Annotated in this window: 14 protein-coding genes; 11 read left to right on the top strand and 3 right to left on the bottom strand. The window is 64.7% G+C overall.

Translation table 11 applies throughout. From position 1 onward, the window contains the following. Positions 1-17 precede the first annotated feature (17 nt). From YUU_RS0146425 to YUU_RS0146415, 3 genes are all read left to right on the top strand, one after another. A complete protein-coding gene (locus YUU_RS0146425; RefSeq protein WP_027528208.1) occupies positions 18-1,541 on the top strand; it encodes an FAD-dependent oxidoreductase in 1,524 nt (507 codons plus the stop codon). A gap of 130 nt (positions 1,542-1,671) precedes the next feature. Continuing rightward, positions 1,672-2,247, top strand: coding sequence for an HdeD family acid-resistance protein (locus YUU_RS0146420; protein WP_027528207.1), 576 nt, complete (start codon positions 1,672-1,674; stop codon positions 2,245-2,247). Positions 2,248-2,322: 75 nt separating this feature from the next. Continuing rightward, a complete protein-coding gene (locus YUU_RS0146415; protein WP_027528206.1) occupies positions 2,323-2,547 on the top strand; it encodes a lipopolysaccharide assembly protein LapA domain-containing protein in 225 nt (74 codons plus the stop codon). Positions 2,548-2,556: 9 nt separating this feature from the next. Here YUU_RS0146415 and YUU_RS0146410 read toward each other — a convergent pair whose 3' ends face one another. After that, complete coding sequence (locus tag YUU_RS0146410) at positions 2,557-4,296, bottom strand: methyl-accepting chemotaxis protein (RefSeq protein ID WP_027528205.1); 1,740 nt, start codon at positions 4,294-4,296, stop codon at positions 2,557-2,559. 305 nt (positions 4,297-4,601) lie between these two features. On the opposite strand from YUU_RS0146410, the gene YUU_RS0146405 reads away from it, so the two are divergent. The 4 genes from YUU_RS0146405 (at position 4,602) to YUU_RS0146390 (ending at position 11,106) form a co-directional block, all read left to right on the top strand. Further along, complete coding sequence (locus YUU_RS0146405) at positions 4,602-5,984, top strand: ethanolamine ammonia-lyase subunit EutB (protein WP_027528204.1); 1,383 nt, start codon at positions 4,602-4,604, stop codon at positions 5,982-5,984. A 174-nt stretch (positions 5,985-6,158) separates the two neighbouring features. Then, positions 6,159-7,745, top strand: a complete 1,587-nt coding sequence (locus YUU_RS0146400; protein ID WP_027528203.1) for a B12-binding domain-containing radical SAM protein — start codon at positions 6,159-6,161, stop codon at positions 7,743-7,745. 6 nt (positions 7,746-7,751) lie between these two features. After that, positions 7,752-8,534 (top strand): ethanolamine ammonia-lyase subunit EutC, encoded by a 783-nt coding sequence (gene eutC, locus YUU_RS0146395; RefSeq protein ID WP_027528202.1) that lies wholly within the window; start codon positions 7,752-7,754, stop codon positions 8,532-8,534. Positions 8,535-8,739: 205 nt separating this feature from the next. Then, positions 8,740-11,106, top strand: coding sequence for an RND family transporter (locus YUU_RS0146390; protein ID WP_027528201.1), 2,367 nt, complete (start codon positions 8,740-8,742; stop codon positions 11,104-11,106). Positions 11,107-11,133: 27 nt separating this feature from the next. On the opposite strand, the gene YUU_RS0146385 is transcribed toward YUU_RS0146390, so the two are convergent. Together YUU_RS0146385 and YUU_RS0146380 are read right to left on the bottom strand one after the other, a co-directional pair. Continuing rightward, complete coding sequence (locus tag YUU_RS0146385; protein ID WP_027528200.1) at positions 11,134-11,967, bottom strand: hypothetical protein; 834 nt, start codon at positions 11,965-11,967, stop codon at positions 11,134-11,136. Positions 11,968-12,036: 69 nt separating this feature from the next. Continuing rightward, complete coding sequence (locus tag YUU_RS0146380; RefSeq protein WP_027528199.1) at positions 12,037-12,534, bottom strand: hypothetical protein; 498 nt, start codon at positions 12,532-12,534, stop codon at positions 12,037-12,039. 459 nt (positions 12,535-12,993) lie between these two features. Here YUU_RS0146380 and YUU_RS0146375 point away from each other — a divergent pair, with 459 nt between their 5' ends. From YUU_RS0146375 to hpnE, 4 genes are all read left to right on the top strand, one after another. Beyond that, positions 12,994-13,236: a hypothetical protein gene (locus tag YUU_RS0146375; RefSeq protein ID WP_027528198.1), complete on the top strand. Its 243-nt coding sequence runs from the start codon at positions 12,994-12,996 to the stop codon at positions 13,234-13,236. Positions 13,237-13,418: 182 nt separating this feature from the next. Further along, entirely contained in the window at positions 13,419-14,303 is an 885-nt protein-coding gene (gene hpnC, locus YUU_RS0146370) for a squalene synthase HpnC (protein ID WP_027528197.1), read from the top strand. Beyond that, positions 14,293-15,132 (top strand): presqualene diphosphate synthase HpnD, encoded by an 840-nt coding sequence (gene hpnD, locus YUU_RS0146365; protein ID WP_027528196.1) that lies wholly within the window; start codon positions 14,293-14,295, stop codon positions 15,130-15,132. Before hpnC ends, hpnD begins: the two co-directional genes overlap by 11 nt. Beyond that, on the top strand, positions 15,132-16,388 hold the full coding sequence (gene hpnE / locus YUU_RS0146360) for a hydroxysqualene dehydroxylase HpnE (RefSeq protein ID WP_027528195.1): 1,257 nt from the start codon (positions 15,132-15,134) through the stop codon (positions 16,386-16,388). Before hpnD ends, hpnE begins: the two co-directional genes overlap by 1 nt. Positions 16,389-16,392: the final 4 nt, after the last annotated feature.

Here is a 16,392-nt window from a genome sequence, read left to right as displayed (position 1 = left end):
GCCACGGGAGACGGCGCATGAGCGATGAGAAGAAGCCGAGTGGACCCGATCTAGCCAAGGGCGTGAACCTCGCCGATTTCAACAACGGAAAGCTGCTCGGCCATGTCGGTGGCGAAGACGTTCTCCTGGTGCAGCTCGGCGCCGAGGTCGTGGCGATCGAACCGGCTTGCACGCACTATCATGGTCCGCTCGCCGAGGGGCTCGTGGTCGACGACACCATCCGATGCCCCTGGCATCACGCCTGCTTCTCGCTGCGCACCGGCGAGGCGGTCGCAGCGCCGGCGCTGAATGCGCTGGCGGTCTGGGAGGTCGAACGCGAGAAGGACGAGATCATCGTGCGTCGCAAGCGAGAGGCGCCACCACAGGCCGCGCCGCATCGCTCCGCGCCGACGCCGGACCGGTTTGTCATCGTCGGTGGCGGCGCGGCGGGATTTGCAGCGGCCGAAATGCTTCGCCGCGAGGGCTTTGCCGGCAGCATCACCGTGCTCAGCAACGACAGTGCCTTGCCGGTCGACCGGCCGAACCTGTCGAAGGACTATCTGGCTGGCAATGCGCCGGAAGATTGGCTGCCGCTCCGGCCAGAGGATTATTACGCGGACGCAGGCATCGAGCTCAGGCTCGACACTTCCGTCGCCGCGCTCGATCCGAAACAACGTCATGTGACGTTGGGCAACGGCGACAAGGTGCCGTTCGACCGGCTGCTGCTGGCGACCGGCGCCGAGCCCGTGAAGCTACAGATTCCTGGTGCCGACCAGCCGCATGTCCACACCCTGCGATCGGTCGCCGACAGCCGTGCCATCATCACGGCAGCGGGCAGCGCCAAACGCGCGCTGGTGATCGGGGCGAGCTTCATTGGCCTCGAGGTCGCCGCCTCCTTGCGGGCGCGCAAGCTCGAGGTTCACGTCGTCGCACCGGAGGAACGGCCGATGGAGCGCATCCTGGGAGCCGAGATGGGCGATTTCGTCCGTGCTCTTCATGAAGAGAACGGCGTCCATTTCCACCTCAGGGACACCGTGGAGAAACTCGATGGCCGCCGCGCGCACCTGAAAAGTGGCGGCGTGATCGAGGCGGACCTCGTGGTGGTCGGCATCGGTGTCAAGCCGCGCCTCGAACTGGCCGAGCGGGCCGGGCTTGCGATCGATCGCGGCGTGACGGTCGATGCTTACCTCGAAACCAGCGCGCCCGGCATCTTTGCGGCCGGCGACATCGCGCGCTGGCCGGACCCGCATTCTCGGACCAACATTCGCGTCGAGCACTGGGTGGTTGCCGAGCGGCAGGGGCAGACCGCGGCGCGAAACATGCTCGACCGGCGCGAACGCTACGACGCCGTGCCGTTCTTCTGGAGCCAGCACTATGACGTGCCGATCAATTATGTCGGCCACGCCGAAGGCTGGGAAGACATCAAGGTCGACGGCAGCATCCCGGGCAAGGACTGCTTGCTCCGGTACCGGAAAGGCGGCCGTGTGCTCGCGGTCGCGTCAATTTATCGCGATCTCGACAGTCTGAAGGCCGAGCTTGAGATGGAGCGGTCGCGCGCCTGAAGCGCGCCTTGGCGGCCTTGACCTGTATCAACGGTGGCGCCTGCGGCGGCTGCTCTTCTGGCTGTCGCCCCCGCCGGGCTCATGCTATCCTGACGTGTGCCGTGGGGGCTCGCATGTAGGAGTGGCCGTCATGACAACTGCTTCGGATATGTCTCACAGACTAGGCTTGGGCTCCGGCATCGCGGCGTTGCGCCCGAAATGGGGCTGGATCGTCGCGCTCGGCGTCGTCTACGTCATTGCCGGCTTCATTGCGCTCGGCAGCGTGGTGATCGCGACGGTCGCGAGCGTGCTGGTGGTCGGCGTTATGATGATCGTGGCTGGCGTGACCGAGGTGATCGGCGCTTTCCAGATGAAGAGCTGGGGCAAGTTCCTGATCTGGGCGCTGCTCGGCGTTCTCTACGTCATCGCGGGCTTTTTGACCTTCGAGAACCCGCTGTTTGCTGCGGTGCTGCTGACCCTGTTCCTCGGTGCCTCGCTGATCGCTTCCGGCGTCGTCAGGCTGTTTCTTGCCTTCAGCATGAAGCGGGAGAGCCCCTGGATCTGGGTCGCGCTCTCGGCCGTCATCACGCTGTTGCTCGGCCTGTTGATCCTGGCTCGCTGGCCGGTCAACAGCGTCTACATCCTCGGCCTGTTCCTCGGCATCGACCTGATCTTTGCCGGCGCGGGCTGGCTGAGCCTCGGCTTCAGCCTGCGGCGCGGCACTTAAGGCGCGCGAGGAAGGGCTGATTTTCAAGTCGCGGTTGACCGCGCGATGCTGCGCGCGGCCGAAGGGGAGTGCTTCATGCGTTGGGTCTATCTCGCCATCATCATCCTGTTCGCGGTCGCGATCGTGGTGTTCGCCGCGCAGAATTTCGAGACCGTGACGGTCTCGTTCTTCAGGGTGAACCTCAGCCTGCCGCTCGCGGTGCTCACCGTCGTCGTCTATCTGCTAGGCGCGGTGACCGGCGGAAGTCTGTTCGCGCTGCTGCGACGCTCCTACAAGGGCTCCTGGCGCAGCGTCGAATGATGCGGGGAGCTAGCTCGCCTTGGCGATGTGGCGCTCGGCCGGGCCCGAGCGCAAATTCTGGAAGAATTTTTCCACCTCGCGCGACAGGGTTTCGGCCGTTGCGGTCAGGCTGCCTGCCGCGGTCAGCACGGAGGTTGCCGCGGTGTCGGTCTCGCCGATGGCGTCGCGCAGCGAGGTGATGTTGGCGACCAGGGTCTCGTTGCCTTGCGCAGCGGATTGCGCGTTGGCGGAGATTTCGCGGGTCGCGGAGTCCTGCTGGCCGATGGCGCCTGCGATGGCCGAGGTGACGTCGTTGATCTCGCGCACAGCGCCGCCGATCTCGCGCACGGCCTCGACCGCGTTGCGGGTCGAGGACTGGATCATGCCGACGTTCTCGCTGATCTCCGCGGTCGCCTTCGCCGTCTGCCCCGCGAGCGCCTTGACCTCATGGGCGACGACGGCAAAGCCGCGGCCGGCGTCGCCGGCGCGCGCCGCCTCGATGGTGGCGTTGAGCGCGAGGAGGTTGGTCTGCTCGGCGATCGCCTGGATCAGATTGAGCACGCCGTCGATGCGCTGTGTGGCGGCTGCCAGGCTCTCGATCTCGGAGATCGATTTCTCGGTGCGCTGGCCTGTCTGCTCGACGGCGCTCGCCGATTGCCGCACCTGACGGCCGATCTCCTCGACGGATGCCGACAGCTCTTCCGCCGCACCCGCCACCGCCGTGACGTTGTGCGAGGCCTGCTCGGTGGCGCTCGCCGCCGTACCGGCGCGCGTGTTGGCATCTGCCGTGACGCGGGTGATGGTCTGCGCGGTCTCGCGCATCGCCGACGCGTTGTCGGCGAGGCCCCGCATGACCATGCCGATTGCTTCGCGGAAGGCCTCGACCGAGGTCTCGATGTGGCGAGCGCGCTCGTCGCGCGCCGCGGAGTCCTGGGAGACCTGCGAGGCGAGGTTGCGATTGCGGTCCATCGCCTCCTGAAAAATCCGGATCGCGCGCGCCAGCGCGCCGATCTCGTCGGCACGCTCGGTATGCGGCACCACGACATTCTCTTCGCCGTCGGCGACCCGCTTGATGGTCGCGGTAATCGCCGAGAGCGGACGGGCGATCGAGCGCGCGATGATGACGATGCCGATGACGACGAGCGCCAGCGCGACGCCGCCGAGGCACGTCAGCACGAAGGAGAGCGTGCGATTGGTCTCGGTCTCCTGCGCAATCTGCTTGGCGCGCTGGGCGTAGACCTTGGACAGCGCCTCGAGATCCTTGTTCAACGCCAACCGCACGCTGCGATTGGCGTCGTTGTCGCCCCATTCGCGGCCAGCAGCCGGACCGATCTCATAGGCGCGGCGAACCAGTTCTTTCCGGAAGTCGATGAACTGCTCGATGCGCTTCTTGAACGTTGCGAACTGCTCGGCGTCGTCGGTCCTGACGATGGCTTCCCAGCCCTTCACCACGCCGAGGATCTCGTCGTTGAACTTGAGCAGGCCGTCCCCGAACTTCTTCACGGCCTTTGGATCCGTCGACATGTAGACGCCGCGGGATTCCATCACCACGGCGTAAACCAGCGAGTTGACACGCTCGACGTTGAGCGCTGCCGCGTTCGCGGTCTCGATCGCAGCCGTGAGCTCGGCACCGCGGCGGCTGTTGTAGTCCGACAGCACCGCGATCCCTGCGGTGAGCAGCGCAAACAGCGCGAAAATCGAATAGAGCCTGGTAGCAAGGGTGAAACGGCCTGCCAGGCCGGCGGCATTCCCAGTGCGGTCAGTTGTCATGGCTTCCAGCGATCCGAATGGCCTTTACGTGCGATCGGTGAGCACGAACGGTAAAATTGATACAAAACTATGCAGAATGAAGGTGGACGCGCCGTTAACGCGCCCGGGTTGCGTGTCCGTCCTTTGTCTTAGAAAATACAAGGGATATCAGTCTGTTGGAGACGCTGTCGGTTTTGGGCAATGCGCGTCCGGGGATAGGCTGACATGCTGCAAAGATCGGCATGCACGGCTGCCGCCAGGCACGTATTCCTCGGAGCTGGGTTAGGTCTGCATCGGCCATTGGCCGACTGACGCCGGAGGGGCTTTTGGTCTACCGCCACACTATCGATGCCACGACCTATGTTTTCGCCGATCTGCGCGACCTCCTGGCCAAGGCGACCCCGCCGCGCTCCGGTGACCGGCTGGCCGGGATCGCGGCTGCCAGCGCCGAGGAGATGATCGCGGCGCGGATGGCGCTCGCCGACGTTCCGCTTGGCCAATTCCTCCAGGAAGTGGTGATCCCCTATGAGGCCGACGAGGTCACGCGCCTCGTCATCGATACCCACGATAAGAAGGCCTTCGCGCCGGTGGCCGCGCTTACCGTCGGCGGCTTCCGCGACTGGCTGCTGTCGGACGCCGCGACGACGGAAGGTTTGCGAAAGCTGGCCCGCGGCATCACGCCGGAGATGGCGGCCGCGGTGTCGAAGCTCATGCGCAACCAGGATCTGATCCTGGCGGCCCGCAAATGTGAGGTGATCACATCGTTCCGCAACACCATCGGGCTGAAGGGGCGGATGAGCACGCGGCTCCAGCCCAACCATCCCTTCGACGACGCCAAGGGCATCACCGCCTCGATCCTTGACGGCATTCTGCTCGGCGCGGGCGATGCCTGCATCGGAATCAACCCGGCGAGCGACGACCCCGCGACCATCGGCCAGTTGCTGCGGCTGCTCGACGAGATCATCTCGCGGCTCAACATCCCGACCCAGAGCTGCGTGCTCACCCATGTGACGACGACGCTGTCGCTGATCGGGCAGGGCGTGCCGGTCGACCTGGTGTTCCAGTCGGTCGCCGGGACCGAGGCCGCCAACCGCAGCTTCGGCATCGATCTCACTTTGCTTGGCGAAGCCCACGAGGCCGGGCGGTCGCTGAGGCGCGGCACGGTCGGGCAGAACGTGATGTATTTCGAGACCGGCCAGGGCTCGGCGTTGTCGGCCAATGCCCATCACGGCGTCGACCAGCAGACCTGCGAGGCGCGGGCCTATGCGGTCGCCCGCGCGTATCAGCCCCTGCTGGTCAACAGCGTGGTCGGCTTCATTGGCCCGGAATATCTCTATGACGGCAAGGAGATCATCCGCGCCGGGCTCGAGGATCATTTCTGCGGCAAGCTGCTCGGCCTGCCGCTCGGGGTCGACATCTGCTACACCAACCATGCCGAAGCGGACCAGGACGACATGGACAATCTCCTGACGCTGCTGGCTGCCGCCGGCGTCACCTTCATCATGGGGGTGCCGGGCGCCGACGACGTCATGCTGAACTATCAGTCGACCTCCTTCCATGACGCGCTTTATGTCCGCGACGTCTTCGGCCTGCACCGCGCGCCGGAGTTCGACGACTGGCTGGCGAAGAGCGGGATTGCGGGTGCCGATTTCCGGCTTGCTCGTGATGCGGGGCTGCTACCCGATTTTGCCTCACGCCTGATTGCTTGAAGCCGGCCCGAATTTCGCATGATCACGGACAATCAGCGTGAACCGGGGAAACCATTGCGGCGTCTCATGAATTAGGCCCATGCCACAATATTGAGGAATTTCGGGCCCAGCGTTACGTTATGTGTCTCTATGTCTGTTCTGCACGGTTTGTAGAAGGTCGTTGGGGGAAGTTCGATGCGCGCTGAAAGCAACGGAACGGTCCGGCACATTCTCTGCGTCTTTCCGCGCTACACATCGTCTTTCGGCACATTCGAGCACGCCTATCCCCTGACCGATGGCGTCAAGGCCTTCATGCCGCCGCAGGGGCTGCTGCTGATCTCCGCCTATCTGCCCAGGGAGTGGCAGGTGAAGTTCGTCGACGAGAACCTCCGTCCGGCGACGAAGGAGGAGTTCGAATGGGCGGAGGCGGTCTTCGTCAGCGGCATGCACATCCAGCGCCAGCAGATGAACGACATCTGCCGCCGCGCCCATGAGTACGATCTGCCGGTCGCGCTCGGCGGCCCATCGGTCAGCGCCTGCCCGGATTACTATCCGTCCTTCGACTATCTCCATGTCGGCGAGCTCGGCGATGCCACCAATGAGCTGATCGCGATCCTGTCGCGCGACATCGCGCGCCCGGCGCAGCAGGTGGTGCTGACGACCAACGACCGCGTGCCGATGGCGGAGTTTCCGATACCCGCCTACGAGCTTGCGGAGGTGAAGAAATACTTCCTCGGCAGCATCCAGTATTCCAGCGGCTGTCCCTACCAGTGCGAGTTCTGCGACATCCCCGGCCTCTACGGCCGCAACCCGCGCATCAAGACGCCGCAGCAGATCATCGCCGAGCTCGACCGCCTGCGCGAATGCGGCATGACCGACACGGTCTATTTCGTCGACGACAATTTCATCGGCAACCGCAAGGCGGCGATGGACCTGTTGCCGCATCTGATCGAGTGGCAGAAGAAGACCGGCTATGTGATGCGGCTCGCCTGCGAGGCGACGCTCAACATCGCCAAGCGCCCGGAAATCCTCGAGAAGATGCGCGAGGCCTATTTCATCACCATCTTCTGCGGCATCGAGACGCCCGATCCCGACGCGTTGCACGCGATGCAGAAGGACCACAACATGATGGTCCCGATCCTTGAGGGCGTGCGTACCATCAACTCCTACGGCATGGAGGTGGTGTCCGGCATCATCATGGGGCTCGACACCGACAAGCCGAACACGTCGGATGCGCTGCTTTCGTTCGTCGAGGAATCCCGCATTCCGCTGCTCACGATCAACCTGCTCCAGGCGCTGCCGAAGACGCCGCTGTGGGACCGGCTCGAGCGTGAGGGCCGGTTGATCAACGATGAAGGCCGCGATTCCAACGTCAACTTCCTGTTGCCCTATGACGATGTCGTGGCGTCCTGGAAGTTCTGCATGGAGCGGGCCTACGCGCCCGAGAAGGTCTATGCGCGCTATCAGCACCAGTGTGACTACACCTATGCCAACCGCATCAAGGTGCCGGTGCCTGCGGAGATGAAGACCTGGCCCAACATCAGGCGCGGTCTCGTCATGTTGCGCAACATCTTCTGGAAGGTCGGCGTGCTCGGCGACTACAAACGCGTGTTCTGGAAGTTTGCGCTGGGCCGGATCAGGCGCGGCGATCTCGAAGGCCTGATCGGGTGCACCATGATCGCGCACCATCTCATCACCTTTGCGCGCGCGGCATCGAGCGGCCAGCAGAACGCGTCGAACTACTCGCTGCGGCTGCGCGAGGCGTCCGTTCCCGCTGAATGATGCGACATGTCTAGCCCTGCCGTTCCGAGCCGCCCGACCCTGGACCTGCGGACGTTGACGCCCGCGCGCGTGGCGCTCGGGCGCAGCGGGGCGAGCCTGCCGACCAAGCCGCTGCTCGACTTCACGCTCGATCACGCGCGCGCCCGCGACGCCGTGCATGCCGTCTTCGATGTCGAGCGGATGATCGCCGAACTCGCCGAGTTCGGCGTTCCCGCTGTTGCGACGAGGAGCCGCGCCGCCGATCGCGGCGACTATCTGCGGCGGCCGGATCTCGGACGCCAGCTCGAGCCGACATGCGCCGAGCATCTCGCGTCGCGCGCCGCGGATCCCGGCCGGCTTGTAATCGTGATCGGCGACGGATTGTCGCCGACGGCGGTGCATGCGCACGCGATTGGGTTGTTGCGCGCGCTGCTGCCGGACCTCGCCGATACGCCGCCTGTCGCAGTTGACCACATCGTTGTCGCCTCAGGCGCACGTGTGGCGCTGGGCGACGAAATCGGCGCCATTCTCGGCGCAGCCATGGTCGTGATGCTGATTGGCGAGCGGCCGGGCCTGTCGGCCCCCGACAGTCTCGGGGCCTATCTGACCTTTGCGCCAAAACCCGGCCGTACCGATGCCGAGCGCAATTGCGTCTCCAACATCCATCGGGCTGGGCTCAGTTGTGACGAGGCAGCCTTCAAGATCGCCTGGCTGGTCCGCGCAGGCCTGTCGCGGGACGTGACCGGCGTGGCGCTGAAGGACGAGAGCGGCGATCTGCCGGCGCGAATCGGCACAGCGCTGCCAGAATGAGCCATCAAGGGCCGAAATTGCCGCATCTTGATCGATTTTGTTGCCCAGCGCGCGCTTGCGAGGGGGCGTGCCGACCTGCTAAACCCCTCGCGGCGATTTCCCGCGCTTTTTCAAAGGGCAAGCCTCCCATCTGTGTGGCGTTTTCCAGCCGATATGCGGGGCGCATAAGCTCACCAACCGAGCCGATTTAGGAACTGGACAAGGCATGCTCGAAAAGCACAGCGAGAGTGAGGTTCATGTCGACAAGGTCGAGCAGGGACCTTCGTCCTCCATCGCTTTTGGACTTGAACGCATCGGGCTGATTGCCGTCCGCGCGCCGGTCCTGTCCTGCCTGATCCTGATCGCACTGATCGTCGGTGCCGTCTTCGGCATCGAGCGGATCAAGATCGACGATTCGCTGTCGCAGCTGTTCCGCTCCAACACGCGGGAATTCCGCCAGTACGAAGAGGTGACGAAGAAGTTCCCGGCCGAGGAGTTCGACGTCCTCGTCGTGGTCGAGGGCAAGACCTTGCTGGCGCGCAACAACCTCGAGAAACTGCGTGACTTCGTCACCGACATGCAGCTGGTCGAGGGCACGCGCGGCCTGGTCTCGCTGTTCTCGGCACGCCAGGCGCCGGCGCCGGGCAAGCTGCCGGCGGCGCTGTTCCCGGCCGAGCTGCCCGAGGGCGCGGCCTATGACCAGTTCATCGAGACCGTCAAAAACAACGAGATCATCCGCGGCAAGCTCTTGTCCGAGGACGGCACGCTCGCGCTGATCGTGCTCTCGCTCGATCCCGAAGTGGTCGCCTCCAGCAAGCTGACCAAGACCGTCGGCGACATCCGCGCGCTGATGAAGGAGGATCTCGGCGACACCGGCCTCAGCGTGCAGCTTTCTGGCGTGCCGGTGATGCAGCTCGAAATCCGCAACGCGGTCGAGCGCGACGGCCTCACCTACAACATCCTCGGCATTCTCGCCGGCTGCATCATCGCGATCATCTTCTTCCGCAAGATCTCGTTCATGGTGGTGGCGGCATTCCCGCCGATGATCGCGATCCTGATCGCGCTCGGCGCGCTCGGCTGGGCCAACTTCAATCTCAACATGTTCCTGAACGTGATGACGCCGCTCATCATGGTCATCAGCTTCTCGGACTCGATGCAGCTCACCTTCGCCGCGCGCGACCGGCTGATCGCGGGCCAGGACAAGTTCACCGCGTTCAAGAACGCGGTGCTGGTGGTGGGCCCGGCCTGCGTGCTGACACACGGCACCGCCGGCATTTCCTTCATCGCGCTGCAGTTCTCCGACTCCGACCTGATCCGCAAGTTCGGCGAGGCCGGCCTTGCCGCCACCATCATCGCGCTGGTCACGGTGCTGTCGCTGGTGCCGGTGTTCGGCGTTCTCTTCGTGCGCAACGAGAAGATCTTTGCGGTCAAGTTCCAGAGCGCTGATGCCGGTGTGCAGGCGCTGCGCAATTTCTGCTACTGGATCGCGGTGCGCATGGTCGGCCGGCCCGGCCTGTTCAGCCTGATTGCGCTGCTGTTCGTCGCCAGCCTCGGCGTCATCTACGCCAATCTGCAGCCGCGCTACCGGCTCGCCGACCAGGTGCCGGACAAGCGCCAGGCGGTTGCCGCCAGCAACCGGCTCGACGCCAAGCTGACCGGCGCCAACCCGGTCAACGTGCTGATCACGTTCCCCAAGGGTGAATCGCTCTATTCGCCGGAGACGCTGCAAACCATCGCGGATGTGCACGCGACCGTCGAGAAGGCGGCGGGTGTCGGCAACGTCTGGTCGCTGGAGACGCTCCGCCGATGGCTGGCGGAAAAGGCCGGCAGCGACGATGTCGCGACCCTGAAGGAATACGTCAACGTCATCCCCGAGCATCTGGTGCGGCGTTTCATCGACGCCGAGCAGGATGCGGTGGTCGTGGCCGGCCGCGTGCCGGACAAGGACTCCAGCCAGCTCTTGCCGATCGTCGACAAGCTCGATGCCGAGCTCGACGCCGTCCGCAAGAAGCATCCCGGCTACGAGGTCGCCGTCACGGGTCTCGCCGCCATCGCCGCGCGCAACTCGGCCGGTATGATCGAGAAGCTGAACCGCGGCCTGACTGTCGAATTCGCGCTGGTCGCGATCTTCATTGGTCTCGCCTTCCGCTCCTGGGTGGTGATGTTCGCCTGCATCCTGCCGGGCATCTTTCCGGTCGTGATGTCCGGAACGGTGCTGTGGGCGATGGGCGAGGGGCTGCAATTCGCCAGCGTCGTCGCGCTCACCGTCTCATTCGGCCTTGGCCTCTCCGCAACCATCCACTTCCTCAACCGCTTGCGATTGGAGAGCAAGCCGGGCGTCGGTTCGGCGCTCGCGGTGGAGCGCGCGACCGTGCTGGTCGGCCCGGCGCTGATCCTGACCACGGTGGTGCTGGCCTGCGGCCTCGTCGTCACCGTGTTCTCGGACCTGCCGTCGCTGCGGCTATTCGGCTGGCTCAGCGCCTTCTCGATGGTTGCAGCGCTCGTTGCCGACCTCTTCATCCTGCGCCCGACGGCGATGTGGCTGATCAACCTGCACGAGAAGCTGCAAGGGCCGGACAAGCGCGCGATCTGAGCGAGGCGGCTTCATGCCGCCTCTTGCTCACGCCTCGATACGGACGATCCCGTACGGATTGAACTTGAAGTCGTCCTCGCGGTATTTCGTCTCGTGTGAGACCGCGAGCTTGCGCGCCTCGAGCGTCGCCTCGATGCCGCGTTCGGCCATCTCGTTGGCGATCTCCTCCATAATCATCACGGTGCCCCAATCGCCGTCGCCGGCTCTGGCGACATAGACCTCGGGCAGGCCGACGAGGTGGTAACCGACCGTCTCGTTGTAGCGCTCGCCGCTGAGCGGGCGCTTGGCGAAGGCGAGGCGGCACGCTTTGGCCAAAGCGGGAGTCACGGCAAGACCCTGGCCGGTTGTCGCGCCCTTGCGCGCCTGATCAGCCAGGTTTCGCCAACGCTCGAGGCCATGCGCGACCCCCGCGCTCTCGCCTTTCACGGCCGTCGCGCCCGCTTCTATCATCTCCTCGACGATGCGCAGGGCCGCCGCTGAATAGGCAACCGTCTTCTGCTGATCCATCGGAGGACTCAGCACGTAGAGCACCGACTTGTGGTTGACCACGGCCTGCTCATCGGCGGCCGTCCAGGCCAGCGGAAACACGCGATCCCAGCAGACAGAAAACGACCGTGGCATATGCGGATCGGGCTTGGCTTGCGAATAGGTGCGGTCGATCTCGAAGCCAAAATCCTCGATCGTCTTCACGACGTCCTTCGGCGGATGCAGCAGGCTTTCGTCCTTGCCGAGAAAGCAGAGCACGTGACGCGGCTTGACTGCGGGCGCTTGCATTTCCGTCACCGGCGCATCACCCGCGAAGGCGGCATGCGGGGCGAGGAAGCCGACCGCCTTGAGCAGGGTTCTGCGAATAGGGTCCACGTCATGAAAAACCCCCGGCTCGCGAGAACCAGGGGCCATGTTGTCCAGTCAACGGGTGAGGGAAGCGCTTCAGCTCTTCACCATGGTGATGTTGACGCCGCGGATCTCGCCCTTGGAGCTGATCTGCACCGTTTGCTTGTTGCCGTTGGTGCGCAGCGTCAGGTTAGCGGCAAAACCGTTGGCCTCGACGAACACGTCGATCTGGCCGCCGCCGGCGGTGCCCTGCAGATTGCCGAAGATGTTGCGGCTGGCTTCGCTCCAATTGCCCGAAATGCGGTCGCCCTGGCTCGTCACGTCGCTGGTGAGGTCGAACTTGTAGCTGTCGCTAGCACAGTGCAGCGCCTGCTTCAGGCCGAGACCGCTGGCCGCGACCTTGTAGTCCGCCTTGCAGCGGATGCGCTCGGTCGAGCCGTCGGACAGCGCCACGGTGCCGGTGCCCGACCACGCGCCGTCAAAGCCGGCAAAGGGTCCGGACGACTGAGCATGGCTCGCCGAAACCGAGAAGAGCAGCGCGGCGCCAATGCCTGCCGCCTTGATCGCCAGTCCAGACCGTCCAAAGAATTTCATGTTCGAATATCCCGTTTTTTGAATGACGTTCGCTCCTAACAGAACGTCTCGCCGCATCGAAGGTTTAGTGTCCCCATCTGCTGGCAGGTTCAAACCATAACCCTGCGAGGTGTCAGGACGGCGAACGATTGCGGCCGTTTTCGCCGTTCCGCGCAGGGTTTCAGCTGTGCCTTTTCGATGACGTGTGCAAGGGCTTGCGATGCATGTCTGCAACAGGTCCATGGCAAAACACCGGCTGCCTAAATAATCGCATAGTATCAATCCCTTACATCTGCCAATGAAGGCCGTGTGAAGGTGCGATCTGGTGGATTTGGTGCCAATTTGGCCGCATTTACCAGTGCTTGTGCTGTCTCCACTGCTGCGCGCTCCGCGGCAACGCCATCAGAACAATCCGTTCCGGTCGTCCGCCCTGTGCTGTCCGGGAACGGAGAGATTCTGCCGCCAGAATGAAGGACTACAATGCGTAAATATCTCCTCGCTCTCACCCTGCTGTCGGCATCCCTTTCGACCGCGGCGTTCGCCCAGCAGCCCCAGCAGGGGCGCGGCACCGCCGAAGAGCAGAAGGCCTGCACGCGCGACGTGCAGAAATTCTGCCGTCCGGTCATCGATCAGGGCGATTTCACGATTCTGGCCTGCTTGAAGGAGAATCGGGCCAAGATCTCGCAGGCTTGCGATCAGGTCCTGAAGACCCACAACCAGTAAGCTTTCGCGGGGCCCGTGGAGCGTTCACGGGCCCGCCTTTGCGGCGGCCTCGATTCGTGAGGGCAGGGACCCGCGAGACAGGTTGGTTTTGCGGGCATATTCCCCTATATGGGGGCCGCGACGGCTCGGCCGGGCGCGCCTAAAAAAGCCTTCCTGTTCAGACGATTGTTAACCAGTCCTCGATGACCTCTGCGAGCGAATTGCGATCCGGCAAGGGTGACCGCGACGAGAATTTTCCCGTCGCGTCGTGGATTATTCATCCGCGTCACCGCGCGCTGATCCTCGCCTTCTACAATTTCGTCCGCACCGCCGACGATATCGCCGACCATGCGACGTTGCCGCCTGAGGAGAAGCTCGCCTATCTCGACCTGCTCGAGGCCGAGCTCAACGGCAACGGCGACACGCAGGCCGAGGCCGTCGTTCTCCGCCGTGCGCTGGCCGAGCGCGGTATGCCGCCGCGTCATGCGCTCGACGTGTTGATCGCCTTCCGCATGGACGTGACGAAGCTGCGCTACGAGACCTGGGACGAGGTCATCCACTACTGCCGCTATTCGGCGATGCCGGTCGGCCGCTTCATGCTGGACGTGCACGGCGAGGCGACCTCGACCTGGGTCGCTTCGGATGCGCTCTGCGCCGCCTTGCAGATCAACAATCACCTCCAGGATTGCGGCAAGGATTTTCGCGCGCTCAACCGCGTCTATCTGCCGCGCGATGCGCTGGCCGCAAGCGGCGCCTCGGTCGAGCAGCTCGGCGGCGATCATTCGCCGCCGCAGATGCTGGCCTGCCTCCAGGCACTCGCCGCACGCAACGAAGAGCTCCTGAACGAGAGCAAGTCGCTTTCCGCGGAAGTGCGGGACTTCCGCCTGGGCGTCGATATCTCGGTGATCCAGGCCTATGCCGACCGCATCGTGCGCCTGCTCAAGGTGCGCGATCCCCTGCGCGAGCGTGTGCATCTGAACAAGCTCGAGCTCCTTACCTTCAGCCTCGCTGGCATCGCCGGTGAAATCGGCCGCCGCGCCTTAGGGCGCAGGCCAATCTCCAATCCGGGGCCGGCGCATGACGCTTGAGGCGACCACGCCCGGCGCCAGTTATGGCTCGACCGCATCCGGCAGCTCGTTCTACGCCGCGATGCGGATCCTGCCGCGCGACCAGCGCGAGGCGATGTTCCAGATCTACAGCTTCTGCCGCCAGGTCGACGACATCGCCGATTCCAACGGCCCGCGCGATGAACGTCTCGCCGCGCTTCAGGAATGGCGCAACGACATCGATGCGCTCTATCAGGGCCATCCGCCGGCGCGGCTCTCCGACTACGTCGCTTCCGTGAAGACCTTCGGACTGAAGCGGGAGGATTTCCTCGCCATCGTCGATGGCATGGAGATGGACGTGCCGCAGGACATCCGCGCGCCGGACATGGCAGTCCTCGATCTTTACTGCGATCGCGTCGCAAGTGCCGTGGGACGCCTGTCGGTGCGGGTGTTCGGCATGCCGGAAGAGGATGGCATCCTGCTCGCCTATCATCTCGGCCGCGCGCTCCAGCTCACCAACATCCTGCGCGACATCGACGAGGACGCCGGCCTCGGCCGGCTCTATCTGCCGCGCGAAGGCCTGCTGCATGCCGGCATCACCTCCAATGATCCGCAGCGCGTGATCGCCGAGCGCGCCCTGCCAAAGGTCTGCCTGCCGCTCGCCCAGCGCGCGAAAGCGCATTTCGAGAAGTCGGACGAGATCATGGCGCGCAACAAGCGCCGCGCGGTGCGTGCGCCGCGGATCATGTCGAAATATTATCACGCCATTCTGGACCTCTTGCTCGAACGCGGCTTTGCCGCGCCCCGCACGCCGGTGCGTGTATCCAAGATCACACGTATCGCCATCCTACTCCGCTACGCAATTTTCTGATGTCAAAGACAGCTCACATCATCGGCGCCGGAATTTCCGGCCTCTCTGCTGCCGTGCGGCTCGCCAATGCCGGCTTCAAGGTCGCCGTGCACGAGGCGACGCAGCAGGCTGGCGGCCGCTGCCGCTCCTATTTCGACGGCGCGACCAATCTCGTCATCGACAACGGCAACCATCTCCTGTTGTCGGGCAATCGCCACGCGCTCGCCTATGCGCGCTCGATCGGCACCGAAGCGGGGCTGGTGGGCCCGGCGCGCGCGCAGTTTCCCTTCGTTGATCTGAAGACGGGGCAGCGCTGGCAGCTCGATCTCGGCGACAGCCGCCTGCCGGGCTGGGTGTTCGACGAGAGCCGCCGTGTCCCCGACACCGGACTGACCGACTATCTCAAGCTCGCGCCGCTGATCTGGGCGTCGGAGGAGACGCTGGTCGGCAAGTCGATCCCCTGCGAGGGCGTGCTGTATCAGCGCCTGGTGCAGCCGCTGTTGCTCGCGGCGCTCAACGTCGATCCGCCCGAGGGTTCGGCGGGGCTTGCCGGCGCGATCGTGCGCGAGACGTTGCTCGCCGGCGGCCAGGCCTGCCGCCCGCTGATCGCGCGCGACGGTCTGAGCGCTGTGCTGATCGAGCCCGCGGTGAAGTTCTTGACCGAGCGCGGTCACTCCGTGCAGCTCGGCCACGAGCTGCGCTCGTTCACGACCACGGACGGCAAGGTCAGCGCGCTCAATTTCGGCGGCGAGGACGTCGTCGCGATCGCGCCAGACGATGTGATCGTGATGGCGGTGCCGCCACGTGCCGCCGCTTCGCTGCTGCCGGGTGTGAAAACGCCGACGCAATTCCGCGCCATCGTGAATGCGCATTTCCGCTTTGAGCCGCCGCCGGGCTCGGCCCCCATCCTGGGCGTCATCGGCGGGGTCGTAGAGTGGCTGTTCGCGTTCCCGAACCGGCTGTCCGTCACCATCAGCAATGGCGACCGGCTGGTCGAGATGCCGCGCGAAGAACTCGCGCAGACGATCTGGAACGATGTCTGCATGGCGGGCGGCGTTGCCGGCGAGCTGCCACCCTGGCAGATCGTGCGCGAGCGCCGCGCCACCTTTGCCGCCACGCCCGAGCAGAATGCCTTGCGTCCCGGGCCGGTCACCGCGCTGAAAAACCTGTTTCTTGCCGGCGACTGGACTGCTACGGGATTGCCAGCAACCATTGAGGGATCGGTCCGGTCCGGCGATCGCGCCGCCGATTTGGTCCTGGCCGCACAGCGGACCTGACGGG

This window comes from Bradyrhizobium sp. Ec3.3 (assembly GCF_000472925.1).
Taxonomy (GTDB): Bacteria; Pseudomonadota; Alphaproteobacteria; order Rhizobiales; family Xanthobacteraceae; genus Bradyrhizobium.
The sequence above is the reverse complement of the archived record's forward strand: the minus strand, read 5'-3'. Positions and strand labels throughout refer to the sequence as shown.